Origin of the sequence: Bacillus cereus group sp. Bc010, assembly GCF_027716745.1 — a bacterium.
GTDB classification, from domain to species: domain Bacteria; phylum Bacillota; class Bacilli; order Bacillales; family Bacillaceae_G; genus Bacillus_A; species Bacillus_A pacificus.
Window position 1 is genome coordinate 343623 of sequence record NZ_JAQFUY010000002.1, and the last position, 26257, is coordinate 369879.

Below are 26257 nucleotides of genomic sequence, written 5' to 3' on the forward strand. Positions count from 1 at the left end.
TATCCATCTTCCTACTTGATCACCTCTATCTACAAAAATAATATTGTTATAGAAAACCTTATACCTTTCACTCCTCACTTTCCTTCCAATATTTCCACAACTAAGTCAATCTTAGCCTACTCATAATTTTTTTGTCAACTATATTACGTATAAAATTTTAAATATCTAAATTTCTCTATATGCGGCTTTTTCTACAAAAAAAGAGGCTTTCTTTCATAGAAAGCCTCTTTTCTCTATTTTTCTACAGCAACTTCTTGCTTTTGAAACAAAGAAATAATATATCCAATTACAATACCTACTAGAGCAGGAACGAACCAACCAATCCCTACACTATATAATGGAATTTTATTTAAAATTGGTGTTAATGCTGCAATCTCAAGATTTGCATTGTGTAACCCATCAAAGAAACTAATCATGAATGCTCCTACAATACCACCTACATACATGACTAAAGGAAGACGAATATAGTTTTCAACAAGTGATAATACAATAAGCACGATACCAATTGGGTAAATTGCAATTAAAATCGGTAATGCTAATGCATTTAACTGAGTTAATCCAAGATTCGCTACCATAAATGCTAATACGCAGAAAATGAAAACAACCTTTTGATAAGAAAGTTTTGGTAATAAAGAAGAGAAATATTCTCCGCAAGCTGCAACAATACCTACAGAAGTTGTTAAACATGCTGCTGTAATTGCGATTCCTAATAATAGAGTTCCGTAACTACCGAATAAATGATTTACAACGTTTGTTAAAATAATCCCTCCGTTTGCTCCCATTCCAAGAGAGACACTAGAAGCTCCGAGATAAGCAAGCGCCAAGTAAACTAGTAGTAAACCAAGTGCCGCAATAAATCCTGCAAAAATTGTTACTTTTGCAATGCTATTTTTATTTGTAATTCCTTTTTCTTTTAAAGCATGAATGACAACATTTCCGAATACTAGCGCTGCAAGTCCATCTAAAGTTAAATATCCATCAATAAATCCTTTGAAAAGAGGAGCACTATACGCTTCTGTCGGTGCGCCAAATTCTCCAATTGGTGTAATAAATGCTTTACCTACGATGATTGCAATAACAGCTAATAAAATCGGAGTTAATACTTTACCGATGCGGCCCACTAATTTTGATGGGTTTAAAGCTAAATAGAAAGTGACAGCAAAGAAAATAAATGTAAAGATAACAAGTGGATACGATTGACCAGCTATTTCACTTGGTAAAAACGGTGCAACACTCATTTCATAAGCAACAGTTCCTGTACGCGGCACACTTACGAATACGCCTAAACATAAATAAATTGCAGTAATAAAAACTAGTGCGAATATAGGGTGTACACGCCCTGCTAGCTCATTAATATCTCCCTTTAAAGCTATAACGATAACTCCTAATAAAGGCAATCCAACGCCTGTTACGACAAAACCAAATAGTGCGATCCATACATCTGTTCCAGCGCCTTGTCCTAATGCTGGTGGAAAAATCATATTACCCGCACCGAAAAATAGTGCAAATAACATTAAACTTATTGCAAACATCTCAGAAAACTTTAAAGATGATTTCATTTCTACTAACCTCCTACATAATAATTGTGAATTAACAAAATATTTTGAATCAAAATCCGTCACATATCCTCTTTCAAGCATACTTCCCCGTAAAAGAACGCAAAAAACACCCGTCCCTAACAAAGGGACGAGTGTTGAAATCGTGGTTCCACCCTTATTCTAATAAAATGAATTTATAACGAAATAAGCTCATTTTATAGCTCGTGTAAATTGATAACGGTTTTATCCGCCAAGAATTACAATGCATCATGCAGTTCACTCTTGAAGTTTAGAGGTGGTAAGTCTGTCTTTTCGTATTAGGAAGCTCACAGCCTAAGGCTTCCCTCTCTGAGAATCGTAAAAAACAACTCATGTCCTCATCATTACTTTTATAAAATATCTTGTCGAAACTTGTTGTTTTTTATTATATGGTCTATTTTTTAAAAAATCAATAGTTTTATTTTTTCTGACAAAAAAATATAGGGAGAAAATTTTTCCTCCCTATAGCTGTCCTATTAATATTTCTAATTCCCCATCTGTAATGTTTCGCCATTTTCCCACTTCAAGATCGTCTAGCTCTATATTCATAATGCGTTCTCTCTTTAACTTTGTTACAGTAAACCCGAAAGCCCGACTCATTCTACGAATCTGTCTGTTCATTCCTTGCGTTAAAACGATTCGAAATGTAGACTGATCAACCCTCGTCACTTTACACGGCTTCGTCATCCCATCTTTAATCTTTACACCGCTAGACATCTCATCAATAAACCAATCTGTAAAAGGTTTATCGACTGTGACAACATATTCTTTCTCATGCTCATGATCACCGTGTAAAATTTGATTTGCAATCGCACCGTCATTCGTTAATAAAATAAGACCTTCTGACGCTTTATCTAATCGCCCAACAGGAAAGATACGCTCAGGATAATTAATATAATCAATAATATTATCCTCAATATGATCAGCTGCTGTACAAGTAATACCAACTGGCTTATGAAAGGCGATATACACCTTTTCTTTCTCTTCTTTTGCAATAACCTGCCCATCAATCGTTACAACATCACCATCGCCCACGAGTGCACCGTGCGTACATATTTCACCGTTAATCGCCACGCGTCCAGCTTTAATAAAGCGATCTGTTTCACGTCTTGAGCAAGATTTTGCTTCGCTTATGTATTGGTTGATTTTCATAGCTTATTCCTTTTCATATATATTAAAAGCGTCAATCTATGGCAATATCATTATGCCACGATTGACGCTCGTTTACTTCGCAAAAACAACTAAATAAATAACCCCAATCACCAAAAATATTCCGCAACAAGCTAACAATACTTTTGCAAGTTTGTCCATAAACATATAATGGTTTCCCCTTTGTTTCGTTGTTTTCTATTTTAATTCGACAACTGTTACGCCTAGGCCTCCCTCGCCCATATCACCGTAACGGAATGTTTTCACACCGCGATGCTTCTTCAAGTAATCTTGTACACCTTGGCGAAGTGCTCCTGTTCCTTTACCGTGAATGATTGATACGCGAGGATAGCTTGCAAGCTGGGCATCGTCTAAATATTTCTCGACGCGCGCCATTGCATTTTCAAATCGTTCTCCACGAAGGTCAAGTTCTAAAGAAACGTGATAGTCTCTACCTTTTACTGTTGCAACTGCTTTTTTCTCTGTTTGCTTCGGTGTGTTAATGTATTCCATATCGGATTCTTTTACTTTCATCTTCAGAATACCGATTTGTACGCTCCACTCTGTATCGCTTACTTTTTCAAGTAATTGACCTTTTTGACCGAACGTTAATACTTTTACTTCATCACCTGCGCGCAACTGTTGTTTCGGCGCAGTGTTTTTCACGTTTACCTTTTGTTTCTTTACAAGCTCTGGCGCTGCGCCTTCTAGACGGCTCTTCGCTTCAATTAGCTCGTGATCTTTCACGTTTGCAAGCTGTGCTTTGCGCAATTGACGAAGTTCTTGAATAATGCCTTCTGCTTCTTTCTTTGCAGCTTCGACTTTTTCTTCCCCTTCTTTTTGCGCTTTTAATAATCGTTCATCACGTTCTTCGTTAAATTCAATAATTTGACGTTGTAATTCACGATGCAGTTTTTCCGATTGCTTGCGAAGCGCTTCTGCTTCGTTCCAGTCACGCTCTGCATTCTTTTGACTTTCTTCTAGCTTCGCAATCATATTTTCAATTTTGTTTGTATCTGTACTAATGTGGTTACGCGCTTGTTCAATGACGCGATCAGATAATCCAAGACGTTTCGAAATTTCAAAGGCATTACTACGTCCTGGTACACCGATTAATAATTTATACGTTGGGCTTAACGTGTTTACATCAAACTCAACGCTCGCATTAATAACTTGCTCACGGTTATATCCGTATGCTTTTAATTCTGGATAATGCGTCGTAGCAACAACGCGAGCACCACGATTACATACTTCATCTAAAATGGAAATGGCTAGTGCAGCCCCTTCTTGCGGGTCTGTTCCAGCACCTAACTCATCGAATAAAACTAAGCTTTCAAAATCAGCTTTTTCTAAAATATCAACAATGTTCACCATATGTGAGGAGAACGTACTTAAGCTTTGTTCAATCGATTGCTCATCACCGATATCAGCAAAGATATTTTTGAATACACAAATCTCTGACTCATCCATTACTGGAATGTGAAGACCTGATTGCGCCATTAATACACAAATACCAACTGTTTTCAGCGTAACTGTTTTACCACCTGTATTCGGTCCCGTAATAACAATTGTCGTGAAATCTTTCCCTAACATAATGTTATTTGGCACGATAACTTCTGGATCAATAAGCGGATGACGTGCCTGTCTTAAATCCATATAACGCTCGTTATTTACGATTGGCTTCGTTGCTTTAATACGCTTCGCATAAAAAGCTTTCGCAAAGATGAAGTCAAGATTTGCAACTACTTCTACGTTTGATAAAACGATATCCGCTTCTACTGCCACTTCTTCTGTTAACATTAATAAGATGCGTTCGATTTCTTGTTTTTCTTTCACACGTGCTTCTTGAAGCGCGTTATTTAATTCTACAATGACTTGCGGTTCAATAAATAACGTTTGTCCAGAAGCCGATTGATCGTGAACAATACCGCCATATACGCCGCGGTATTCTTGTTTTACCGGGATTACGTAACGTTCGTTACGAATCGTTACAATCGAGTCAGACAGCATCTTTTGCGCGTTTGAAGAACGCGTCATATTTTCTAACTTTTCACGAATACGGCTTTCCGCAGTACGAATTTGAGTACGAATACCGCGCAGTTTATCACTTGCGCTATCGACTACTTCCCCGCCATCACCGATACAATTTGTAATTTTCTTTTCTAAATCATATAAAGATACAATTTGAGCAACATGCGTTTCTAAAATGGGAAGCTCGACACCATTATCAACCATATCTTCAATGAAACGTTTCATATTGCGACTACCATACATCGTATTCGCAATATCAAGTAGTTCATTTGGACTTAACATACTTCCAATCTTTGCACGCTTCACATTGGAGCGAATATCCGTAATACCACCTAATGGTGCACTACCTTTTAAACGAATGACTTTCGCTGCTTCATCCGTTGTATCTTGCATTTCTACAATTTCTTCAAAATCAGTGCTCGGCACTAAATGCTTCACTTTGTCACGACCAAGTGAAGATGCTGTATGTTCAAGTAATTGTTCTTTTACTTTATTGTATTCTAATACACGCAACGTTCTTTCTAACATGTTGCAGGTCCCCCTTGTGTTACTTATTACGTTTAATATAGTCTAATAAACGTTCAATATCCCACGTGTTAATCACGTTATCTTTTTGAATCCAACCTTTACGCGCTGCCGCTACACCTGTTTCCATATCTTCTAACATTTCAAGTGTATGAGCATCCGTATTAATCGCTACTTTTACACCAGCATCTTGTGCTTGTTTTAATAATTTCGCGCTTAAATCTAGACGGTTTGGATTTGCATTTAATTCTAAAACTGTATTTGTTTCTTTTGCGAGTTCGATTAATAAGTCTGTATCTACATCATAACCTTCACGGCGTCCAAGAAGACGTCCTGTCGGATGAGCAATCATTGTGACATGCTTATTCTCTAGCGCCGCACGAAGACGTTTCATAATCGTTTCACGGTCTTGTGAGAAGCTCGAGTGAATTGCTCCAATGACATAATCTAATTCTGCTAATACTTCATCATCAAAATCAAGCGAAGCATCCGGTAAAATGTCCATTTCAATTCCGCGTAAAATTGTAATGTCTGGATACTTTTCGTTCATACGTTCAATTTCTTTCGCTTGTTCACGAAGGCGCTCTTTCGTTAAACCGTTCGCTACTTTCAAGTATTGTGAGTGATCCGTAATTGCCATAAATTTATATCCACGAGCACGGCATGCTTGTACCATCTCTTCAATAGAAAAAGCACCGTCACTCCATGTTGTATGCATATGTAAATCACCTTGTATGTCAGAGAACTGAATTAAGTTTGGATACTCTTTAATTAATTCAATTTCTTTTCCATCTTCACGCACTTCTGGCGGGATAAATGGAAGACCGAAATGAGCAAAGAATTCTTCTTCCGTCTCGAATGTTTTCACTTCACCTGTTTCCAAGTTCTCCACGCCATATTCACTAATTTTCTCGCCTTTATCTTTTGCGATTTGACGCATTTTTACGTTATGGTCTTTTGATCCTGTGAAATGGTGAAGAGTTGTAATAAACTCTTCTGGTTTTACTAAGCGGAAATCAATCGAAATATCATATTCATATTGAAGACGAACAGAAACTTTCGTATCCCCGCTCGCAATTACTTCAATCATATTATCGAATTGTAGTAAATGCTCACGTACTGCAGCTGGTTCTGTCGTTGCAATAATAAAGTCTAAATCTTTCACTGTTTCACGAACGCGGCGCAAACTACCAGCGCGCGAGAAACGAATTACCTCAGCAATATTCGACAATTTCTCCTCTATTTCCCCGGCAATAGGCAATACCGTCGCGATTGGTAAACGCTCCGGACGAGATCCTACTTGATCGATTGCTTCTAATATTTTCTCTTCTGTCTTCTTACCGAAACCAGCTAAAGCTTGTACTTTATTTTCCTCACAAACCGCTTTTAGCGATTCCATATCAACAACACCAAGTTCTTTATATAACTTAGCTACCTTTTTACCACCAAGGCCTGGTAATTTTAATAACGGTAATAAGCTACTTGGCACTTCTTTTTCAAGCTCTTGTAATACTTCAGATGTTCCCGACTCTATATATTCTTGAATAACTGCTGCTGTTCCTTTTCCAATGCCAGGAATCTTCGTGAAATCTTCAATCTCAGAAAGACTACGATCATCACTTTCTAATGCTGCTGCCGCTTTACGAAACGCCGATATTTTAAATGGATTCGCGCCCTTTAGTTCCATAAAAAGCCCGATTGTCTCTAATAATTTAATCACTTGTTTTTTATTTACTTTCATCATTGTCCCGCCTTTCTTTCATAGAAAAAAACTTCTCTTTCCGAAAAAAGAGAAGTTATACTCTGCTACCTGTCTGCCATAGTTCCTTCACCTTTTCAGAGAGAATCGGTGTATCGTCTACAATTATTTTGCTAATTGATGATTGTTGTAATGGTGTTTGTAATTGTTCAATCGGAAGAATGTTCCCAATGATAATTAAGACAAACAAAATAATATATACTTCTAAAAATCCGAGGATTGCCCCCGCAAACGCATTTACTTGCTTTAAAACCGGTATTTCTGCAAACATATTTAACAAATTACCAAGTAATGAAAGTGCAATTTTTGTGATAATAAACAATATGATAAACGCAAGCGCTTGATAAAATACTGTCTCAATATTATTTGCATCAATCCATTCTGGAACAGATACGTTTTTATCAAATGGATACGGAATAAATTTCGCAAGTGCTGGCGCTAAATCTTTACAGTACCAGTATGCAACAAGGTATGCGATAATAAAGCTTGTTAACTTTACAAGTTGCAAGATGAACCCTCTGCGTAAGCCGAGGAAAAATCCCATAACAAGCAGTAAAATGATAATAATATCAATCATGTTATTCCATTCCTTTTTTTGTCATACTTTCTTTCAATTTCTCATGTTCTTCTTTTAATTTTATGTAATCGTGTATGACGTTTACCGCCGTCAATACCGCTAGTCTACTCGTGTCAAGCGAAGGATTCTTGGCATTGAGTTCGCGCATTTTATCATCCACAATCGCTGCTACCATGCGGATATGACTTGTACTTTCATCGCCAACAACTGAATATTGCTGACCATAGATTTCTACATTAATTCGACTTTTCTTTCCCTTTTGTTGTGACAACTCACCGGCCTCCAATCACGTACAGAATCCTAAAGTTTATCATACCATGAACCTTCATAATATGGAAACAGAAAGAACAATCCGATATGATAAAAATAACAATATAAAAAAAGGGGCGACCATTATGTCAAATTCTATCGTAATTCAAACAAGTTCTACAGTAATTGAAGACATGAAACAACAATATAAACATTCGCTTAGCCCGAAAACTCCGCAAGGCGGAATCTTCATGGCAAAAGTGCCATCGTGCACCATTACAGCGTATAAATCCGGAAAAGTAATGTTCCAAGGTGGACGTGCTGAAGCAGAAGCTGCCCGTTGGCAAACTGTCTCCCAAACTCCAAAAACAGCTGTAAAAAAATCTGTCGATTCACACCGTTATGCACCGCCTGCTTCTATCGGTACAATGTCAATCGTAGGGTCAGATGAAGTGGGTACTGGTGATTTCTTCGGACCGATGACAGTAGTTGCTGTATATGTGGATGCGAAGCAAATCCCACTACTAAAAGAGCTTGGTGTAAAAGACTCTAAAAACTTAAATGACGAACAAATTACTGCCATTGCGAAACAACTTCTTCACGTTGTCCCTTACAGCTCTCTCGTCCTTCATAACGAAAAATATAACGAGCTATTTGATAAAGGAAACAACCAAGGTAAGTTAAAAGCTTTACTACACAATAAAGCTATTACAAACTTATTAGCTAAAATTGCACCTACAAAACCTGAAGGCGTCTTAATCGACCAATTTACACAACCTGATACATACTACAAATATTTAGCTAAACAAAAACAGGTACAGCGTGAAAATGTTTATTTCGCGACGAAAGGTGAAAGTGTACATTTAGCAGTAGCCGCTGCTTCCATTTTAGCTCGTTACTCATTCGTAAAACAATTTGACGAACTAAGTAAAAAAGCTGGTATGCCGCTTCCAAAGGGTGCTGGTAAACAAGTTGATATCGCCGCTGCTAAATTAATTCAAAAGCTTGGTAAAGAGCGATTACCTGAGTTTGTGAAACTGCATTTTGCTAATACAGAGAAGGCGTTTCGCTTATTAAAATAGTATCGACAAAAACAGGAGCCTACAAACTCCTGTTTTTTGTTTCACCCTACTATTGTCCTTATAGCTTTGTTATAATTATAATATACAGATTATTCTAACATAGGAGGAGATTCCCATTGCTACTTCTACAAATGATTCTAAATATTTTACTAGGCGATCCACACGAAAGACAGTTTGAAATTAGAGAAAACATTCAGCTACTCAGTGAACAACGAGAGTTTAACGATTTAATAGAGCGCTATGGTCGATCTTTCTTATTAAACTTTCGGATCCGCAGATTTATCCCACTTTAACGGGCAGTAAGACCCCCACCTCAAAATTCAGCGAAAGCAAAGAAGTTGGGTGGGGGATCAACTGCCCATAAAAGTCCGATTGGTTCAACTAATAATCGGTGGGGGATGACCCCCCCCACTGATTAAAGTTTCACTTTATCGGGAAACACGATGCCCGCTCGTTAATACATAATCCCGCAAAACTACAACACTTCTGCGAGGAGCTTGAATGTATGATTAGAAAAAGGAGGTTTTTCATATGAACACTGTAAAAGTAAAAAAGATATTATATGCTTTCGTACACATCGTAGGTCCACTTTCTTACCTCACTATTTCTACCATTTGGGGAGCTTTTTTCACTACTAAATCTACATTTGAAAATATATCTGATAATCTTGGTGTGATGGCCATCTATTACGTGTTCATGAGCTTACTGTGGTTTTTCTATTTCGATCGATTAGACAAGGATGTAGATAACATTACAAAAGAAATTAACGATAAGAAAATGTAATATATAAAAAAGGAGAGTCGCCAAGACTCTCCTTTTTTATGTTAGCTTCGTTTCTGCTTCTTATTTGATGAAGGTACTTTATGAGAACCTGTTTCATGTGTTGTCGTTCCTTGTCCTTCTACTTCTGGAGAACCTAGGCCCGATCTTGAATGATCTTTTTTCACTTTTTTACTCATTTATATTCACCCCTTCGCGTTACTTTTTGCTACAGGAGAATAAACTATACAAAATAAAAAGCGAGAGGAAATCCTCTCGCTTTTTTCATATTTTAGAATTCAGAAGAACCTGGAGTTCTTGGGAATGGAATTACGTCACGGATGTTAGCCATGCCAGTGATGTACATTAGGAAGCGCTCGAAACCTAGACCGAATCCAGCGTGTTTTGTACCGCCGTATTTTCTAAGTTCTAAGTACCACCAGTAGTCCTCTTCGTTCATACCTAATTCTTTAATTCTGTCTACTAAAACGTCCATTCTTTCTTCACGTTGACTTCCGCCGATTAATTCGCCGATGCCAGGAACTAGAAGGTCAGTAGCAGCCACTGTTTTACCGTCGTCATTTAAGCGCATGTAGAATGCTTTAATGTCTTTCGGATAGTCAGTTACGAATACAGGGCGTTTGAAGATTTCTTCTGATAAGTATCTTTCGTGCTCTGTTTGTAAGTCAATTCCCCATTCTACTGGGTATTTGAAGTCAGCACCTGATTCTTGAAGTACTTTAATTGCTTCTGTATAAGTGATACGACCGAAGTCAGAGTTAATTACGTTGTTCATGCGCTCTAGAACTGTTTTATCAACGAAGCTGTTGAAGAATTCCATTTCTTCTGGTGCATGCTCTAATACGTATTTCATTGCATATTTCAGCATATCTTCTGTAAGGTTCATTACGTCACCTAGTTCAGCGAATGCAATCTCAGGCTCAACCATCCAGAACTCAGCAGCGTGGCGAGTTGTGTTTGAGTTTTCTGCACGGAATGTAGGTCCGAATGTGTATACATCACGGAATGCTAATGCATAAGCTTCAGCGTTCAGCTGTCCACTTACTGTTAAGTTTGTTTCTTTGCCGAAGAAGTCTTTTGATTCATCAACTTGTCCGTCTTCGCCTTTTGGTACGTTATTTAAATCTTGCGTTGTTACGCGGAACATTTCGCCCGCACCTTCTGTATCACTACCAGTGATGATAGGTGTGTGAACATGTACGAATCCACGCTCTTGGAAGAATTGGTGAATCGCAAATGCTGCGATAGAACGTACGCGGAACGTTGCAGAGAATGCATTTGTTCTTGGACGTAAGTGAGCGATTGTACGTAAGTATTCAAACGTATGACGTTTCTTTTGAAGTGGGTAATCAGAATCTGATAAGCCCTCAATATCAATTTTTTCTGCTTTAATTTCAAATGGTTGCTTCGCTCCAGGCGTTACAATTACTTTACCTTCTACTTTAACTGAAGAGCTAAGTGGAAGTTTTGCAATTTCTTTGAAGTTATCTAATTCTGTATCGAAAACGATTTGAACGCTTTTGAAGAAGCTACCGTCGTTTAATTCGATGAAACCAAACGCTTTTGAATCACGTAAGTTACGAATCCACCCTGATACTTGTACTGTTTGACCTGCGTATTTATCTGTATCTCTATACAGACTTTTTACTAATGTGTTTTCCATAGTGAAATTCTCCTTTGCTGATATATTTAAATACAAAAAAACCTTTCATCCATAAAGGGACGAAAGGTTAAACTTCGCGGTACCACCCAATTTGTCATAAAGACCAACTTTAACTCGTATGTAATACATACTTCCCGGTTTGTAACAGGCCGGATTCCCGTCTAAGTCTACTCTTGAATACAAGATTCAATTTCGGTTAGCAACTCCAAGGTGTTCTTCACATATACCGCCTCATCAGGCTTTCACCGTCCCTGACTCGCTTTGGATTATAGTATATACTACTTTTCCTTATCATCGTCTTTCATTTTGTTAAACTAAAATTAATGTACTACATTCGAGAGAAAGATGCAAGATGTCGGAAAATATATCGGCGATTTTTGTAATATATCGACTTACCGACATTTTCCGACAACCAATCCAATAAAAAAATCACCGGAATAAATCCGGCAATTTCTTATTACTTACGTAACTCCGCACCAAATTTCTCTTCTACCGCTGTTAATACACGGTTATGTGCTTCTGTTACTTCTTCGTCTGTTAACGTACGCTCTGGATCGAAGTAGTTCATAGAGAATGCAAGTGACTTCTTGCCTTCTTCCATTTTTTCACCTTCGTATAAGTCAAATAGTGTTACGTCTTTCAGAAGTTCCCCGCCAGCTTCAGCAATAACTTGCTTCATTTCGCCAGCTTTTGTTTCTTTCGTTACGACAACAGCCATGTCACGTGTCATGGATGGGAAACGTGGAATCGCTGAGTAGTAAGTTTCTTCTGCGTCTGCACCGAATACTTTTACAAGAGATAGTTCAAATACGAATGTATTTTTCACATCTAATTGTTTTTCTGCTTCTGGGTGCAATTGACCGATGAAACCAATTACTTCGCCATCTAATACGATGTCAGCTGTACGACCTGGGTGCATACCTTCACGTTTTGCTGGTGCATAAGTGATTTGGTTTGAAACGCCAAGTACGTCGAATAATCCTTCTAGTACACCTTTCACAACGAAGAAGTCTACTACTTTCTTCTCACCTTGCCATGCATGGTGAAGAGCAAGACCTGTCATAACACCTGCAAGATGTTGTTCTTCTTTCGGAAGTTCTCCTTCTTCTGTCGGTAAGAAGATAGAACCTACTTCGTATAAAGCAACACTGTCGTTTTTACGTGCAACGTTGTATGAAACTGCTTCTAACAATTGTGGTACTAAGCTTAAACGAAGTTGGCTACGTTCTTCACTCATTGGAAGTGCAAGAGCGACAGGCGCCTTTTCGTTTGGCTCAACCATATATTGTTTCGCTTTGTCAGTGCTTGTTAATGAATACGTGATTGCTTCATATAAACCAGCACCTTCTAAGAAGCGACGTACTTTACGACGTTTCGTTTGTGCTGATGTTAATTTACCACGAGTCATCGTTCCAGAAGGTAATGTAACTGGAATGTGGTCATAACCGTATAGACGGCCCACTTCTTCTACTAAGTCTTCTGAAATTGTAATGTCAGGACGACGTGCTGGTACATTCACGTGGAATGTTCCTTCTACTTCTGTGAATGGGAACTTTAAGTTTGTGAACATTGTACCCATTTCACTTGCAGAAATATTTGTACCTAATACACGGTTTACTTTGTCAGCAGTAACAGATACTGTACGCTCTTGTACTTGTAAGTTGTCAGCTTCTACTACACCTTCAAGCGCCTCACCGCCAGCGTATTTCGCCATTAAAGCAGCTGCGTGTTGAATTGCTTCAAATGTACGTGTTGGGTCGATTCCTTTTTCGAAACGCGCACTTGACTCACTGCGAAGACCTAAGTCTTTTGATGTACGGCGCACTGTTTGACCCGCAAAATATGCAGACTCAATTAGAACGTTTACTGTCTCATTTGTAACTTCAGAATCCGCTCCACCCATTACACCAGCAACAGCTAAAGCTTTTGTACCGTTTGTAATGACAAGATGGTGGCTTTGTAATGTACGTTCTTGATCATCTAACGTTTCAATTTTTTCGCCTTCTTTTGCAAGACGAACAACGATTTCTTTTGAACCTAATTTATCGTAATCGAATGCATGTAACGGTTGACCGTATTCCATTAAAATGTAGTTTGTAATATCAACTACGTTGCTAATTGGACGAATGCCAGCTGCCATAAGGCGAGTTTGCATCCACATTGGTGACGGACCAATTTTTACGTTCTTTACCATTTTTGCAATGTATAATGGGTTTTCTTCTTTCGCTTCTACACTTACAGAAATGTAATCAGCAGTTTTTTCTGCTGTTTCTTGTAAGTCGATAGCTGGAAGTTTTACTTCACGGCCATAAATAGCAGCTACTTCATATGCAACACCTAACATGTTTAAGCAATCTGCACGGTTTGGTGTTAAACCAAGCTCAAGTACTTCATCATGTAAGTTTAAAATTTCAAGTGCATCTGCACCAACTTCAGCGTCACTTGGGAAGATGAAGATACCATCTGCATATTCTTTTGAAACTAACTTTCCATCAATGCCAAGCTCTTGAAGAGCACAAACCATACCGTGAGAAGCTTCACCACGTAGTTTTGCTTTTTTAATTTTGAAATTACCAGGTAGTACAGCGCCAACTTTTGCAACTGGCACTTTTAAACCTTTTGCAATGTTAGCAGCACCACAAATAATTTGAACTGGTTCTTCTTCACCGATATCGATTAAGCATTTGCTTAACTTATCAGCTTCTGGGTGTTTTTCACATTCTAATACGTGACCAACTACAACACCTTTTACACCTTTATTTAATACTTCAACGCCTTCTACTTCAATACCACTTTTCGTGATTTTGTCTGCTAGTTCTTGTGCCGTTACATCTTTAATATCTACATACTCTTGTAACCAACGATATGATACGAACATACTTATCCTCTCCTTCCCTTACGCTCGTTTGAATTGTTGTAAGAAACGTACATCATTTGTATAGAAATGACGAATGTCATCTACGCCGTATTTCAACATTGCGATACGCTCTGCGCCCATACCGAATGCGAAACCTTGATATTCTTTTGAATCATAACCAGCCATTTCAAGTACGTTCGGGTGAACCATACCTGCGCCTAAAATTTCAATCCAACCAGTTCCTTTACAAGTGCCGCAACCTTTGCCGTGACACATCATACAAGAAATATCCATCTCTACAGATGGCTCTGTGAATGGGAAGAAACTTGGACGAAGACGGATTTCACGATCTTCACCGAACATCTTTTTCACGAATACTTGCAGTGTACCTTTTAAGTCACTCATACGAATATTTTTATCAATTACAAGACCTTCAATTTGCATGAACTGGTGTGAATGCGTCGCATCATCGTCATCGCGGCGATACACTTTACCAGGACAAATAATTTTAATTGGGCCTTTTTCTTTATTATTTTCCATCGTACGTGCTTGCACAGAAGATGTATGTGTACGTAGTAACGTTTCTTCTGTAATGTAGAATGTATCTTGCATATCACGTGCTGGGTGATCTTTCGGTAAGTTTAATGCTTCGAAGTTGTAGTAGTCTTTTTCTACTTCTGTTCCTTCCGCTACTTCATAACCCATACCGATGAATACATCTTCAATTTGTTCAACAACAGCTGTTAACGGATGGTGACAACCTGTTTCAACAGGACGACCTGGTAAGGTAACATCAATTGTTTCAGTAGCTAATTTCGCTTCAATTACTGCTTTTTCTAAGTTGCTGATTTTGTCATCTAGACGCATTTGAATCGCTTCACGTACTTCATTTACTAATGCTCCCATACGTGGACGCTCTTCTGCTGATAATTTTCCCATGCCGCGTAATACTTCTGTAATTGGACCTTTTTTTCCTAAATACGCTACGCGTACGTCGTTTAAGCCTTTTAGCTCTTTCGCTTCTTCAATAAGCTCTAACGCTTTTTGCTTTAGCTCTTTTAAACGTGCTTCCATTTGGAACCCTCCTAATTTTAAAAATAAAAAAACCTCGCTCCCAAAAAGGGACGAGGTAAATTCGCGGTACCACCCTAAATTGACAGAACATGTCTGCCCACTCATTAGTTATAACGATCAATTCTGACCGGAACGCCTTTACATATACATGGTCCTGGCGTCAACTCCAGAGGTGAATTCACTTCCGTCTACCATAAGAATGCTTTCAGTCTACGGCATTCTCTCCCTATATGGCGATTTTGTAAGCTACTCTTCTCTATCAACGTTTTTCGTTATTTAACTTTTAATATAATGTACTTCAACTTATTATAAGAAGTTTTTTATTTGTTCGCAACCGGGCTTTGCAAATAATACGTTAAAATCCCTGCTGCAACTGCAACATTTAATGATTCTGCCCCGCCGTAAATCGGAATATACAAGTTTTGATCCGTTTTCGCAAGAATTTCTTGACGTACGCCGTTTCCTTCATTTCCTACAATTAATGCAAAACTACCAGCTGGTGTTACTTCCCCGTACGGAACTCCATTTTCAAGAGCTGTTCCATATACAGGAACGTTATTTTCTTTTAACTTGTCTACCCATTCTTCTAAGTTCCCTTTTACAATTGGTAAGTGGAAAATAGAGCCTTGTGTAGAACGGAGTACTTTACTATTATAAACATCAACACAACCTTCTCCAAGCACAACGGCATGAATGCCAGCTGCATCAGCTGTACGAATAATCGTCCCTAAGTTACCTGGGTCTTGCAGACCATCTAGTAAAAGAAACTTTCCATCAGCAAGAGCTACTTCTTTCTCATGCTTTTCACAGACAGCAAATACACCTTGCGTCGTTTCTGTTTCACGAAGTACTTTTACGATTGCTTCCGGTACGATATACATCTCTACATCATTAACTGTCCAATCTTTCGGAAGGTCTGTCTGATCTGAAACGATAAGTTCTGTTACAACTCCTACTTTTAAAGCTTCCTCCACTAAGTGGAATCCTTCTACAAAAAATAAACCTTTTTTATCGCGTTCTTTTTTCGTTTGCAGCTTTTTCCACTGCTTCACACGCGGATTTTGTACTGAATCAATGTTTTTCATAATATGTATTTCCCTCTCTTCTTGTCTTATCATTATAGCCTATTTTTCATACATATTTACATAAAAAAGAACAAAAACTAACGTCAGTTTCAATTCTGAAGAAGAGGTGAAAACAATGAGTTTTAATTTACGCGGTGCTGTATTAGCAAATGTATCTGGTAATACACAAGATCAATTACAAGAAACAATTGTCGATGCAATTCAAAGCGGTGAAGAAAAAATGCTACCAGGTCTTGGTGTTTTATTTGAAGTCATTTGGAAAAACGCCGATGAAAATGAAAAGCACGAAATGTTAGAAACACTAGAGCAAGGATTAAAAAAATAAGCAATTTGAAAATCACCTTTGCATAGGCCAAGGTGATTTTTTTTGCGGAAAATTTTTTTCTTCTCCTAAACATTTCTACTTTACTAACGAACTATGATGGAGTACAATGTTCAAAATACATTTAAACCGATCGATTTTCTTTATAGACACCATAAGATAAAGTGAAACTTTAATTAGTGGGGAGGGGGGTTCATCCCCACTAATTATTAGTTGAACCAATCGGGCTTTTACGGGCAATTGATTCCTCACCTAACTTCCTCGTATTCGCTGAATTTTGAAGTAGGAATCTTACTGCCCGTTAAAGCGGGATAAAAGGAGTGAATGTTTTATGCACCGTATTACGCTTGAACAAATTTTTAAACACCATATTACACAAAAATACGTAAATCGTTCTGGGATGGTCCACGCGATTGCTGTCGCTTACCATGCGTTTCACTTAGCTAAAAAGCATCACGCCTCAGTCGATGCTGCTACAAAGGCTGGTTTCCTTCATGATATCGGACATCATACGTGGTACACAGGCGGCGAATGGGACTATGATTTATATAAAAAGAATGATATACACGCAATTAAAGGAGCAGAAAGAGCTCATAAATTGCTTATTAGATTAGGAGAGCACCCTAAACTAGCAAAAGAGATTTCTATCGCCATTCTTCTTCATACTGATTCTTTCTTAGTAGAACAAGAAATCGAAAGAACATCTCTTCAAAACATTATTAAATGGGCAGACGAAGCAGATGAAGAACCGGGCGGAGCGCATCATTATCGAACAATTTCTTATGAAAAAGCATTAAAAGCTATTCAACAGTTAGACCGTTTAGTAGAGCGTGAATTGCAAATAGAGCAATCAAAATCGAATAACAAAGCAGAACATAGTTATCAATAAGAAAGAGGCATCACTATAGGGTGATACCTCTTTTATTATTTTATGGAAAATACACCTTTATATGTAATATTTAAATGTTACACCCGAAAACGATATGCTTTATAATTAAATATACAAATATAAAGAGGTGATTTTACAAATGCAACCCGCTACACAACTTTCTAATGAACAGAAATACTCTATGTCATGGTTACAATTTATTAGCTCCGTTTTATTCGCTTTTTTCGGAACCGGACTTATTACTGTGTTCCTCGCAATGCCATTAACAATTTATACAGCTGGTCTCACAAATAAAAAACAAATTGCCCTGTACGAATCTATTGCCAATACCGCAAGTACCGTATTACAACTAGCCGTACTGTTATTCTTCATTTTTAAATTCGAACCCGCAAAAAAATTACTACTAAAATCTTTTAACTTTAAAGCACTGAAAGAATGGCGCACATACGTATATTTACTTCTTTTCTTCGTTATAAACATCGTACTCAATTACATACTGTTAAATTATGTGTTCCAAAATGCAACGAAGCAGCAATCTTCCGCACTAAGCTTAGACGTCTTTAAGCAATATCAAATATTATTGCTTCTCAGCTTCGCCATACTCACACCCATTTTTGAAGAACTTATTTTCCGTGGTTTTATACTTCGCTTCTTCTCAGAACGCTTTCCATTTTGGATCGCAGCCATCGTAACAAGTTTCTTCTTCGGTATCGCTCATACATACTCACTTGGGGTTATGGTAATTACTTTCTTCATGGGATTATTAATGGCTATTTTATGTAAAAAAACAAAATCCATTATTCCAGCTATGTTATTTCATATTATGAATAATATGTTGGCGTTCTTGAGTTAAAAAGAGGTATCATCGCGATACCTCTTTTATTAATTCGTATGACCACTACTCATTTCTATCAAATTATACATATTCATTAATAATATCCAAAATAAACCTCATGTAGTAAAATATAACTGATTACACAGAAGGAGATTACATATGTTGAGCTTACTTTGGATTGTTTATATGCCACTTCTTGTTTTATGCGGATTTTTCGGTGGTATTTTTTTAATTGTTACTAGCGTGAAACACCGTAAATTATTTGTCGGTTTAATGGGGTTACTTAGCTTTTCCTTTGTCACACTACCTTTTGTTTTTTGGGGCATGGGAGTGGAGAGCAATACAATCATCCCTATTTCAACTACTTTATATTGGATACTGTTTTCTTTAACTGGATTATTAGCAGGGATAAGTGGATTACAAGCCAAAATTAAAAGTATACGTAATATGGGATTCATTATTTTTACCGCTGGAATATTAGGGGTTATTTTCTGGGTGCTCATGTCTGTAGGTGATTCATTCTATATATAACATTTTTTGAAACCCAAAAATCGGAGGTAATACAGAAGTGTTCGGAATATTAACTTGGATGATTTTAGCTCTTACTTTCATGTTATGTGAATTCATCGTCGGTATTTTTTTAATTATTGCTGGCATGAAACATCGGAAATCACTTACCACTATAGCTGGTTTCATTAGCATATTACTTATCGTTGTTCCTATCTTTTGTATAGGTTCTGGAATAGATTTAGAAGGGATGGTTCCAATTTCGGGAACTTTATATTGGTGCTTCTTCTCTTTAGCTGGACTATTAACTATTATAAGCGGCAGACACATATCGAGTATTCGTTCTATGGGGACGATTTTGTTTATAGCAGGGCTTTGCTCCGTAGCTGGTTATCAGCTTTTATATGTAACTGCATAAAGAACACAAAAAAGCAGGGAAATTAATTCCCTGCTTTTCTATTTGGTTTATTTCCTGATTGTAAGAAGAACGATAACACCCATGCAACACCTGCTAATATTGTTGCAATTAAGAATGCATCGTTAATACCGTTAATTGCAGATAGCTTTGAAATTTGTCCATATAATAGTTGCGTGCTCATCGCATCTCCTGCTTGCGCTGATCCAGCTAAGGCCGCTAAGCTTTGCCCCATGCCATGTACTTTATCAACTAAAATTGGGTTTGACGTTGTTAACATGTTACCGTAATCTGCTACGTGAGCAGTTGTTTGTTGCGTCATAAGTGTGATTAAAATCGCTGTTCCGATTGAACCAGCTACCTGCCTTGATGTATTTTGCGTTGCTGTACCGTGAGAAATTAATTTCATCGGCAGTGCGTTCATACCAGCTGTCATAATTGGCATCATAATGAATGACATACCAATTGAACGTATAATATAGTCCGTCATAATAACGCTATATGGCGTATCCATTGATAACTTTGTAAATTCATATGTCGCAAACGTTGTAATAGCTAATCCAACAATCGCTAACGGACGAATTCCATATTTATCAAATAGTTTACCTGCAATAGGTCCCATGATTCCCATAATTAATGAACCTGGAAGTAATAATAAACCTGATTCAATTGGTGTGAAGCCACGAATGTTTTGCAGATATACTGGAAGTAGTAGCATACCTCCGAATAATGCCATCGTAACGATTGCGTTAATTAATAAAGTGAAAGTAAATACTGGATATTTAAATACTTGTAAATCAAGCATTTTATTGTCTGTTGTCAACTCTCTCCAAATAAATAACGCTAAACCAATTACACCGATAACAAGTGAAATAACAACTTCGGCACTAGTCCAACTATTATTTCCAGCTTCACTAAATCCGTACAACAAGCTTCCTAGTCCAATACTTGAACTAATAACACCAAATACATCTAATTTCGTTTTAGATACTGGCTGAGCTAGTGTAAAGAATTTTAAAGATAGGAAGGTAATAATTAAACCGATAATAAACATCGCATAGAACATTAAGTTCCAGCTGTAGTTTTCAATTACCCAACCTGTTACAGTTGGTCCGATAGCTGGAGCTAAAATCATCGCTACACCTAGTAATCCCATCGCTGCTCCGCGCTTATGAGGTGGGAATAATGTCATGAAAATATTCATACCAACCGGCATTAAAATACCTGCACCGACCGCTTGAATAATACGACCTGTCATCATCATTGTAAAGTTTCCTGATGTAGCACAAATGATAGATCCTACAGTAAAGAATAACATTGCTGCTACGAATAATTTACGATACGTAAATCGTGAAACTAAAAAGGCACTAATCGGTACTAAAATACCATTTACAAGCATGAATCCTGTAATTAACCATTGTGCTGTTGAAGTTGATACGTTAAATTCATTCATTAACGGTGGCAATGCAACGTTAATAATTGTTTGGTTTAAAATAGAAACGAACATACCGAGAATTAATACTGTTACAACTGCTTTTACATTTACATTCTCTATAGGCATAGACGTTTGTTTTTTCGGCATTTCTTTTTCTTGTTTTACTTCTTCTTGCTTGCTTGTTTCTAACTCAACTACATTAGAAATTTCTACTTCTTGCTTTTGTTCATTTTCTTTCTCTTCTGTTTCTACCTTACTTACTTCTATTTTACTTACGGCTGGGACTTGTTCTTCTCCCACGTTCGTTTTTTTCTTTCGTAAAAGACGATTTACAAGGAAGAAGACGATTATACAAAATAGTGCATATCCTACAATTGCAATTGAGGACATCTCATCTCCCCCTTACTTATGAATACGAACTGACACATTCATTCCAGGAACAATATTTACTGATTTACTATGATCTAAAGAAATTTTAACTGGTACAACTTGCTTTACTTTCGTATAGTTCGCTGTTGCGTTACTTGATGGTAACATTGAGAATGTGTTCGCTGTTGTTAAGCCAACTTGTTCTACTTTTCCTGTTAACGTTGTATCTGGGTATGCATCTACATATACATCTACTGTTTGGCCTTTTTGAACATCATCAATTACTGTTTCTTCAATATTTGCTGTTACCCATAAATTGTTCATATCAAATGCATAAGCAATCGGGCTACCTGCTCCAACGAAAGCATTTGTTGTTGCGTTTGATTGTACAACTGTTGCGTTTTGCGGAATTGTTACATCTACTGTTTGTTCTCCATTTGCTGCTGCTACAGTAACAGCACCTAATTTATCGTTTTCATTGTAGTTCTTACCTACTTCTGCTTTCCAGTCAGTTAGTTTACCTGCTACTGGTGACGCAATCGGAATTACCTTTCCGTCAATCTTTGCATTGTCTGTTTTTAAGTAATTTTCCGTTTGGTTGTAATAGTAATAAGCGCCAATACCGCCGCCAACTAGTACAATTAATGTGATAATGTTGATAATTACCATTCTTCGAAACTGATTCATTGCATTCCTCTCCTTATATCGCATATAATTTTTTTCTAAACTATTTATGTCCTTATTGTTTAGATTGCTTAATTGTTAATTATATTAACTTTTAAACAAAAAAATCACACCATCTGCGGTGTAAATCGAAATTTATCTACCTGCGAGCGGTGCTGATTTCTGAAGGACTATCGTTTATAATTATAAATAATTATTTTAAATCTACAACCGACAATTTACGTATGAAATGTCGTTTAAACAACAATATAACGCTGATATGTTGTTTAAGTAAAGAAAATTAAACAAGGGGAAATAAAAATGTCTATTAAAAATACAAATGATCCACGTGTAAAACGGACGAGACAACTCATACAGGATGCTTTTGTCGCTTTAGTAGGCGAAAAAGGGTTTGAAAATGTAACTGTTCAACATATTGCAGAACGTGCTCCTGTAAATCGTGCTACGTTTTATAGCCATTATCACGATAAATATGACTTATTAGACAAAAGCATTGAAGAAATGTTAGAGAAGTTAACAAAAGTCATTAAACAAAAAAATAGAAATAAAGAAGATTTTCAACTTACATTTGATTCACCACATCCAAGTTTTTTGGCCTTGTTCGAACATATTGCAGAAAATGCGAACTTCTATAACGTCATGCTTGGTGATAAAGCTGCCGGAAATTATACGTATAAAATGATGAAAGCAATTCAAACACATTTAACATTAAGCCTCTCTATTTCACAACCTAACGATGAAAAACTAATGGTTCCACGTGATATTCTTATTAGTTATGTTACTGGTGCCCACCTCGGCATGATTATGTCATGGCTAAAAAAAGGAATGATATATACCCCGCATTTTATGGCCATGCAATTAACTCGTTTAATCATTTTAGGGGCTCATACTGCAGCTGGATTAGAACGGCCTTTTTAAAACATAAAAAAGCGAAGGAGAGGCTCCTTCGCTTTTTCTATTAATTAAATGTAATGTTATGTACTGCCTCTTTATCAAGACGTTTAATAACTTCTACAATTAACTTCACTGCATTTTCATAGTCATCACGGTGTAACATTGCCGCATGAGAATGAATGTAACGCGTTGCAATCGTAATGGCCATAGACGGAATACCATTTACAGCAATATGAATTGCACCTGCATCCGTTCCACCGCCCGCTACTGAATCATATTGGTATGGAATTTGTAATTCATCAGCAACATCAACTACAAAGTCACGTAAACCTGTATGACCAATAACAGAAGCATCATATAAAATAATCTGTGGTCCATCACCCATTTTACTTTGCGCTTCTTTTGATGTTACACCAGGTGTGTCACCAGCGATACCAACATCTACTGCGAACGCGATATCTGGTTTAATATAGTTTGCAGATGTTTTTGCACCACGAAGACCGACTTCTTCTTGTACAGTCCCGACGCCATATACAACGTTTGGATGCTTTTCACCTTTTAATTGTTTTAATACATCAATTGCAATTGCACAACCAATTCGGTTATCCCATGCTTTTGCAAGTAACATTTTTTCATTCTTCATCACTTGGAATTCAAAGTAAGGTACAACTTGATCTCCTGGTCGTACGCCCCACTCCATTGCTTCTTCTTGGCTAGAAGCACCAATATCGATGAACATGTCTTTAATTTCAACTGGCTTTTTACGCGCTTCTGGAGGTAAGATATGAGGTGGTTTTGAACCGATAACACCTGTTACATCTCCTTTACGCGTTACAATTGTTACGCGCTGTGCAAGCATAACTTGTGACCACCAGCCACCAACTGTTTGGAAACGAAGGAAACCTTTGTCATCAATTTGTGTAATCATAAAGCCAACTTCATCTAAATGACCTGCAACCATAATTTTCGGGCCGTTTTCTTCCCCTACTTTTTTCGCAACTAAACTTCCTAAATTATCAGTAGAAAGTTCGTCCGCAAACGGCTCAATATATTTCTTCATTACTTCACGTGGTTCACGCTCGTTACCCGCAATACCACGTGCATCTGTTAATTCTTTTAGCATTGTCAATGTCTCGTCTAATTTTGTCATTGCCAACACCCTCCTTTTTCTTCAGTCACTTCATTATACAAAAGGAAATTGAAATATTCAAAAATTAACTTAGTATCCTTGTGTTTGACGCTGATGATTTACTTCGTTTTTATCTAAATATGCCTTTTCAATCTCTTCTTGTTCAAACTCAAGCGCTTGTCCTAGTCGAAGGTAGCTTGTAAATAATTCAATATAGTTCGTAATAGATGGTTGATCTGTAAAACGAATTACCTTCGCATATGTGTCTAAGAAAATTTCTACTTGTGTTTTATTCGTCTGTGCACACTTATAGAATAGGAAGTTTTTATCAATACCTAAATCAATTCCGATTGATAAAATAAAATGTAAACCATCTACGTATTCTTCTAGTATGACTTCACGTTCTGATGCTGGTTTGTTGCTCCAATATTTAAAACAACGTGTTTCATTTGCAAGTTCTCCAATTTCTACAAGAAGAGCTAACATTTTCTCTTTTAACAATTTTTTCGGTTGTAAGTCATGTTCTTTCGCAATACGGTCATCTAATTCTTTTTGTAATTTAAATAGTTGTAGTAAGTCCACTCTATTGTCCTCCTCCAACATCGCATGTTACGCAACAATGTTGTTTCATTTCAAAGTTCATTATTATTTTTCATTTCTTATTAATAAGTAAGCCATTTACCTCTTTACAAAATAGCTTGTCCTTAATTTACAAATACGTTTCAATCATCACGATTAGATTGTTCACTCCGATTGGTGATAGGTAATCATTATCTGTGTATTGTCCACTAATGAAAATGTTATTTTATCTGATGAAAGTTCCATATCATCTTTCCATTATAGCAGTGTCGTTTCACCTAGGAAAGATACTCTTCTTTCCAAAGGGGCATAATAAAAAAAAGCCAGAAGGATTCTCCTGACTTCATATGTATATTCTTCTATATTGCTATAGCTTTTATATAGGTTTTGTCATATCAATAACGACATCTCTCTCTTTGTATACAAATAAAAAACCTTAGAAGAAAATTCTCCTAAGGTTTCAACTAATTAATTAGTTAATGTTGTTTTTTGCAACTGTTGCTAATTCAGCGAAAGCTTTTTCGTCATGAACAGCTAAGTCAGCAAGCATCTTGCGGTTAACTTCGATGCCAGCATTTTTAAGACCGTGCATTAAGCGGCTGTAAGAAAGACCATTCATACGAGCTGCTGCGTTGATACGTGTAATCCATAATTTACGGAAGTCACGTTTCTTTTGACGGCGGTCACGGAATGCATACATTAGAGATTTCATAACCTGTTGGTTAGCAACCTTGAATAATGTATTTTTTGAACCGTAGTAACCTTTTGCTAATTTAATTACTTTTTTACGACGTTGACGAGTAACTGTACCACCTTTTACTCTTGGCATAATATTACCTCCTAATTGTTCTATATATCAGCCGAACTTATTTTAAGTTGTCAAGCATTTGACGAATGCGTTTGAAGTCACCAGCGCTTACTACACCAGCTTTACGTAGTTTACGTTTAGCTTTTGTAGATTTGTTAGCGAATAAATGGCTTGTGTAAGCGTGAGAACGTTTCAGTTTACCTGATCCAGTCTTTTTGAAACGCTTTGCAGCGCCGCGATGAGTTTTTTGTTTAGGCATAGGTATTTCCTCCTCTATCTATTACTTATCGTTTTTCGGTGCTAAAACTAAGAACATACTGCGTCCTTCCATTTTAGGCTTAGATTCGATTGTACTAACTTCAGCACAAGCTTCTGAGAAGCGATCTAAAACACGTTGACCGATTTCTTTATGAGTAATGGCACGTCCTTTAAAGCGAATTGACGCTTTAACCTTGTCGCCTTTCTCTAAAAACTTGATAGCATTACGAAGTTTTGTGTTAAAGTCGTGTTCATCAATTGTTGGACTTAAACGTACTTCTTTCATGCTAATTACTTTTTGATTTTTGCGCTGTTCTTTTTCTTTCTTCTGTTGCTCAAAGCGGAATTTACCGTAGTCCATAATGCGGCATACTGGCGGTTTCGCATTTGGAGCAACTAATACTAAATCAAGATTAAGATTTGCAGCTAAGTCTAAAGCGTCATTACGAGACTTGATTCCAAGTTGATCGCCATTTGCACCAACTAAACGTACTTCACGTGCACGAATTTGCTCGTTAATCATCATATCCTTGCTAATAGTAAGCCACCTCCAAGGTTTTCTCAGAACATAGTTTGTAGTCATAGAACCCGACAAAAAAAGTGCGGGCATACGACACCCACACTTGTAAAATCTTAAGTAAGAAATACATTTACCTGTAAACTGCGAATGCGTCCATCAGGTGAGAAGCGGGTGCTTCTACTTGTTCCACAAAACAATATTCTAT

The 26257-nt window shown here is 37.2% G+C and carries 27 protein-coding genes and 4 other annotated features; of the genes, 9 read left to right on the forward strand and 18 right to left on the reverse strand.

The annotated features are described in order from the left end of the window. Positions 1-233 precede the first annotated feature (233 nt). The 6 genes from brnQ6 to zapA all read right to left on the reverse strand — a co-directional run bounded on the left by brnQ6 (position 234) and on the right by zapA (position 7889). Positions 234-1559: a branched-chain amino acid transport system II carrier protein BrnQ6 gene (brnQ6, locus tag PDQ68_RS04825; protein ID WP_061183309.1), complete on the reverse strand. Its 1326-nt coding sequence runs from the start codon at positions 1557-1559 to the stop codon at positions 234-236. 120 nt (positions 1560-1679) lie between these two features. Beyond that, positions 1680-1931: a binding site (T-box leader), on the reverse strand. A gap of 108 nt (positions 1932-2039) precedes the next feature. Next, on the reverse strand, positions 2040-2729 hold the full coding sequence (locus tag PDQ68_RS04830; protein ID WP_061183310.1) for a 23S rRNA pseudouridine(2604) synthase RluF: 690 nt from the start codon (positions 2727-2729) through the stop codon (positions 2040-2042). 195 nt (positions 2730-2924) lie between these two features. Continuing rightward, entirely contained in the window at positions 2925-5285 is a 2361-nt protein-coding gene (locus PDQ68_RS04835; RefSeq protein ID WP_000893733.1) for an endonuclease MutS2, read from the reverse strand. A gap of 19 nt (positions 5286-5304) precedes the next feature. Then, positions 5305-7023, reverse strand: a complete 1719-nt coding sequence (gene polX, locus PDQ68_RS04840; protein ID WP_061183311.1) for a DNA polymerase/3'-5' exonuclease PolX — start codon at positions 7021-7023, stop codon at positions 5305-5307. A 55-nt stretch (positions 7024-7078) separates the two neighbouring features. Then, positions 7079-7618, reverse strand: coding sequence for a CvpA family protein (locus tag PDQ68_RS04845; RefSeq protein WP_000565408.1), 540 nt, complete (start codon positions 7616-7618; stop codon positions 7079-7081). Position 7619: 1 nt separating this feature from the next. Continuing rightward, on the reverse strand, positions 7620-7889 hold the full coding sequence (gene zapA, locus PDQ68_RS04850) for a cell division protein ZapA (protein WP_000082701.1): 270 nt from the start codon (positions 7887-7889) through the stop codon (positions 7620-7622). 124 nt (positions 7890-8013) lie between these two features. Between zapA and rnhC the strand changes: the two genes are divergently transcribed. The 3 genes from rnhC to PDQ68_RS04865 all read left to right on the forward strand — a co-directional run bounded on the left by rnhC (position 8014) and on the right by PDQ68_RS04865 (position 9732). Further along, entirely contained in the window at positions 8014-8949 is a 936-nt protein-coding gene (rnhC, locus tag PDQ68_RS04855; RefSeq protein WP_000071611.1) for a ribonuclease HIII, read from the forward strand. Positions 8950-9065: 116 nt separating this feature from the next. Beyond that, positions 9066-9242, forward strand: a complete 177-nt coding sequence (locus PDQ68_RS04860) for a hypothetical protein (protein WP_162230575.1) — start codon at positions 9066-9068, stop codon at positions 9240-9242. A 238-nt stretch (positions 9243-9480) separates the two neighbouring features. After that, a complete protein-coding gene (locus PDQ68_RS04865) occupies positions 9481-9732 on the forward strand; it encodes a hypothetical protein (protein WP_061183312.1) in 252 nt (83 codons plus the stop codon). A 41-nt stretch (positions 9733-9773) separates the two neighbouring features. On the opposite strand, the gene PDQ68_RS04870 is transcribed toward PDQ68_RS04865, so the two are convergent. The 5 genes from PDQ68_RS04870 to PDQ68_RS04890 form a co-directional block, all read right to left on the reverse strand. Then, positions 9774-9908: a YuzL family protein gene (locus PDQ68_RS04870; RefSeq protein ID WP_000039588.1), complete on the reverse strand. Its 135-nt coding sequence runs from the start codon at positions 9906-9908 to the stop codon at positions 9774-9776. A gap of 92 nt (positions 9909-10000) precedes the next feature. Next, positions 10001-11392, reverse strand: a complete 1392-nt coding sequence (gene asnS / locus PDQ68_RS04875) for an asparagine--tRNA ligase (RefSeq protein WP_000432167.1) — start codon at positions 11390-11392, stop codon at positions 10001-10003. A gap of 52 nt (positions 11393-11444) precedes the next feature. Next, positions 11445-11696: a binding site (T-box leader), on the reverse strand. Positions 11697-11849: 153 nt separating this feature from the next. Then, positions 11850-14270 (reverse strand): phenylalanine--tRNA ligase subunit beta, encoded by a 2421-nt coding sequence (pheT, locus tag PDQ68_RS04880; protein WP_016718636.1) that lies wholly within the window; start codon positions 14268-14270, stop codon positions 11850-11852. Between the two features lie 18 nt (positions 14271-14288). Further along, complete coding sequence (pheS, locus tag PDQ68_RS04885; protein WP_061183313.1) at positions 14289-15323, reverse strand: phenylalanine--tRNA ligase subunit alpha; 1035 nt, start codon at positions 15321-15323, stop codon at positions 14289-14291. A 43-nt stretch (positions 15324-15366) separates the two neighbouring features. Then, positions 15367-15595 (reverse strand) — a binding site (T-box leader). A gap of 48 nt (positions 15596-15643) precedes the next feature. Continuing rightward, positions 15644-16441: a TrmH family RNA methyltransferase gene (locus tag PDQ68_RS04890; RefSeq protein ID WP_016718637.1), complete on the reverse strand. Its 798-nt coding sequence runs from the start codon at positions 16439-16441 to the stop codon at positions 15644-15646. An 82-nt stretch (positions 16442-16523) separates the two neighbouring features. Between PDQ68_RS04890 and sspI the strand changes: the two genes are divergently transcribed. From sspI to PDQ68_RS04915, 5 genes are all read left to right on the forward strand, one after another. After that, a complete protein-coding gene (sspI, locus tag PDQ68_RS04895) occupies positions 16524-16733 on the forward strand; it encodes a small acid-soluble spore protein SspI (RefSeq protein ID WP_000009513.1) in 210 nt (69 codons plus the stop codon). A 328-nt stretch (positions 16734-17061) separates the two neighbouring features. After that, on the forward strand, positions 17062-17619 hold the full coding sequence (locus PDQ68_RS04900) for an HD domain-containing protein (RefSeq protein WP_000554788.1): 558 nt from the start codon (positions 17062-17064) through the stop codon (positions 17617-17619). Between the two features lie 139 nt (positions 17620-17758). After that, a complete protein-coding gene (locus tag PDQ68_RS04905) occupies positions 17759-18472 on the forward strand; it encodes a CPBP family intramembrane glutamic endopeptidase (protein WP_001182127.1) in 714 nt (237 codons plus the stop codon). Between the two features lie 141 nt (positions 18473-18613). Next, entirely contained in the window at positions 18614-18985 is a 372-nt protein-coding gene (locus tag PDQ68_RS04910; RefSeq protein WP_000950042.1) for a hypothetical protein, read from the forward strand. Between the two features lie 37 nt (positions 18986-19022). Further along, positions 19023-19379, forward strand: coding sequence for a hypothetical protein (locus PDQ68_RS04915; RefSeq protein ID WP_016718638.1), 357 nt, complete (start codon positions 19023-19025; stop codon positions 19377-19379). Between the two features lie 22 nt (positions 19380-19401). Here the strand turns inward: PDQ68_RS04915 and PDQ68_RS04920 are convergent, their stop codons facing one another. Both PDQ68_RS04920 and PDQ68_RS04925 read right to left on the reverse strand, forming a co-directional pair. Then, positions 19402-21201 carry a DHA2 family efflux MFS transporter permease subunit gene (locus tag PDQ68_RS04920; RefSeq protein WP_000094780.1) on the reverse strand — a complete coding sequence of 600 codons (1800 nt, stop codon included), beginning with the start codon at positions 21199-21201 and terminating at the stop codon, positions 19402-19404. 12 nt (positions 21202-21213) lie between these two features. Next, the gene (locus tag PDQ68_RS04925) at positions 21214-21867 is read right to left on the reverse strand and encodes an HlyD family secretion protein (RefSeq protein WP_001071400.1); all 654 of its coding nucleotides are present in this window, start codon (positions 21865-21867) and stop codon (positions 21214-21216) included. Positions 21868-22164: 297 nt separating this feature from the next. Between PDQ68_RS04925 and PDQ68_RS04930 the strand changes: the two genes are divergently transcribed. Next, positions 22165-22782 carry a TetR/AcrR family transcriptional regulator gene (locus PDQ68_RS04930; RefSeq protein WP_000023673.1) on the forward strand — a complete coding sequence of 206 codons (618 nt, stop codon included), beginning with the start codon at positions 22165-22167 and terminating at the stop codon, positions 22780-22782. Between the two features lie 40 nt (positions 22783-22822). Here the strand turns inward: PDQ68_RS04930 and PDQ68_RS04935 are convergent, their stop codons facing one another. From PDQ68_RS04935 to infC, 5 genes are all read right to left on the reverse strand, one after another. Beyond that, a complete protein-coding gene (locus tag PDQ68_RS04935) occupies positions 22823-23908 on the reverse strand; it encodes a M42 family metallopeptidase (RefSeq protein ID WP_061183851.1) in 1086 nt (361 codons plus the stop codon). A 69-nt stretch (positions 23909-23977) separates the two neighbouring features. Then, positions 23978-24469 (reverse strand): dUTP diphosphatase, encoded by a 492-nt coding sequence (locus tag PDQ68_RS04940; RefSeq protein ID WP_000365050.1) that lies wholly within the window; start codon positions 24467-24469, stop codon positions 23978-23980. A gap of 469 nt (positions 24470-24938) precedes the next feature. Further along, positions 24939-25295, reverse strand: coding sequence for a 50S ribosomal protein L20 (rplT, locus tag PDQ68_RS04945; RefSeq protein WP_001138362.1), 357 nt, complete (start codon positions 25293-25295; stop codon positions 24939-24941). 37 nt (positions 25296-25332) lie between these two features. Beyond that, the gene (gene rpmI, locus PDQ68_RS04950) at positions 25333-25533 is read right to left on the reverse strand and encodes a 50S ribosomal protein L35 (protein WP_001125945.1); all 201 of its coding nucleotides are present in this window, start codon (positions 25531-25533) and stop codon (positions 25333-25335) included. Between the two features lie 21 nt (positions 25534-25554). After that, a complete protein-coding gene (gene infC / locus PDQ68_RS04955) occupies positions 25555-26058 on the reverse strand; it encodes a translation initiation factor IF-3 (RefSeq protein WP_000973214.1) in 504 nt (167 codons plus the stop codon). 62 nt (positions 26059-26120) lie between these two features. Further along, positions 26121-26241, reverse strand: a sequence feature (ribosomal protein L20 leader region). Between the last annotated feature and the right edge of the window lie 16 nt (positions 26242-26257).

Excerpts from the sequence above, each read along its gene's own strand:
- rpmI (WP_001125945.1), bottom strand. The coding sequence starts at position 25,533 with ATGCCTAAACAAAAAACTCATCGCGGCGCTGCAAAGCGTTTCAAAAAG.
- rnhC (WP_000071611.1), top strand. The coding sequence starts at position 8,014 with ATGTCAAATTCTATCGTAATTCAAACAAGTTCTACAGTAATTGAAGAC.
- sspI (WP_000009513.1), top strand. The coding sequence starts at position 16,524 with ATGAGTTTTAATTTACGCGGTGCTGTATTAGCAAATGTATCTGGTAAT.
- PDQ68_RS04845 (WP_000565408.1), bottom strand. The coding sequence starts at position 7,618 with ATGATTGATATTATTATCATTTTACTGCTTGTTATGGGATTTTTCCTC.
- PDQ68_RS04905 (WP_001182127.1), top strand. The coding sequence starts at position 17,759 with ATGCAACCCGCTACACAACTTTCTAATGAACAGAAATACTCTATGTCA.
- pheT (WP_016718636.1), bottom strand. The coding sequence starts at position 14,270 with ATGTTCGTATCATATCGTTGGTTACAAGAGTATGTAGATATTAAAGAT.
- PDQ68_RS04830 (WP_061183310.1), bottom strand. The coding sequence starts at position 2,729 with ATGAAAATCAACCAATACATAAGCGAAGCAAAATCTTGCTCAAGACGT.
- pheS (WP_061183313.1), bottom strand. The coding sequence starts at position 15,323 with ATGGAAGCACGTTTAAAAGAGCTAAAGCAAAAAGCGTTAGAGCTTATT.
- PDQ68_RS04900 (WP_000554788.1), top strand. The coding sequence starts at position 17,062 with ATGCACCGTATTACGCTTGAACAAATTTTTAAACACCATATTACACAA.
- PDQ68_RS04835 (WP_000893733.1), bottom strand. The coding sequence starts at position 5,285 with ATGTTAGAAAGAACGTTGCGTGTATTAGAATACAATAAAGTAAAAGAA.
- PDQ68_RS04910 (WP_000950042.1), top strand. The coding sequence starts at position 18,614 with ATGTTGAGCTTACTTTGGATTGTTTATATGCCACTTCTTGTTTTATGC.
- infC (WP_000973214.1), bottom strand. The coding sequence starts at position 26,058 with ATGATGATTAACGAGCAAATTCGTGCACGTGAAGTACGTTTAGTTGGT.
- PDQ68_RS04890 (WP_016718637.1), bottom strand. The coding sequence starts at position 16,441 with ATGATAAGACAAGAAGAGAGGGAAATACATATTATGAAAAACATTGAT.
- PDQ68_RS04930 (WP_000023673.1), top strand. The coding sequence starts at position 22,165 with ATGTCTATTAAAAATACAAATGATCCACGTGTAAAACGGACGAGACAA.
- polX (WP_061183311.1), bottom strand. The coding sequence starts at position 7,023 with ATGAAAGTAAATAAAAAACAAGTGATTAAATTATTAGAGACAATCGGG.
- PDQ68_RS04870 (WP_000039588.1), bottom strand. The coding sequence starts at position 9,908 with ATGAGTAAAAAAGTGAAAAAAGATCATTCAAGATCGGGCCTAGGTTCT.
- rplT (WP_001138362.1), bottom strand. The coding sequence starts at position 25,295 with ATGCCAAGAGTAAAAGGTGGTACAGTTACTCGTCAACGTCGTAAAAAA.
- PDQ68_RS04865 (WP_061183312.1), top strand. The coding sequence starts at position 9,481 with ATGAACACTGTAAAAGTAAAAAAGATATTATATGCTTTCGTACACATC.
- PDQ68_RS04935 (WP_061183851.1), bottom strand. The coding sequence starts at position 23,908 with ATGACAAAATTAGACGAGACATTGACAATGCTAAAAGAATTAACAGAT.
- asnS (WP_000432167.1), bottom strand. The coding sequence starts at position 11,392 with ATGGAAAACACATTAGTAAAAAGTCTGTATAGAGATACAGATAAATAC.
- brnQ6 (WP_061183309.1), bottom strand. The coding sequence starts at position 1,559 with ATGAAATCATCTTTAAAGTTTTCTGAGATGTTTGCAATAAGTTTAATG.
- PDQ68_RS04920 (WP_000094780.1), bottom strand. The coding sequence starts at position 21,201 with ATGTCCTCAATTGCAATTGTAGGATATGCACTATTTTGTATAATCGTC.
- PDQ68_RS04925 (WP_001071400.1), bottom strand. The coding sequence starts at position 21,867 with ATGAATCAGTTTCGAAGAATGGTAATTATCAACATTATCACATTAATT.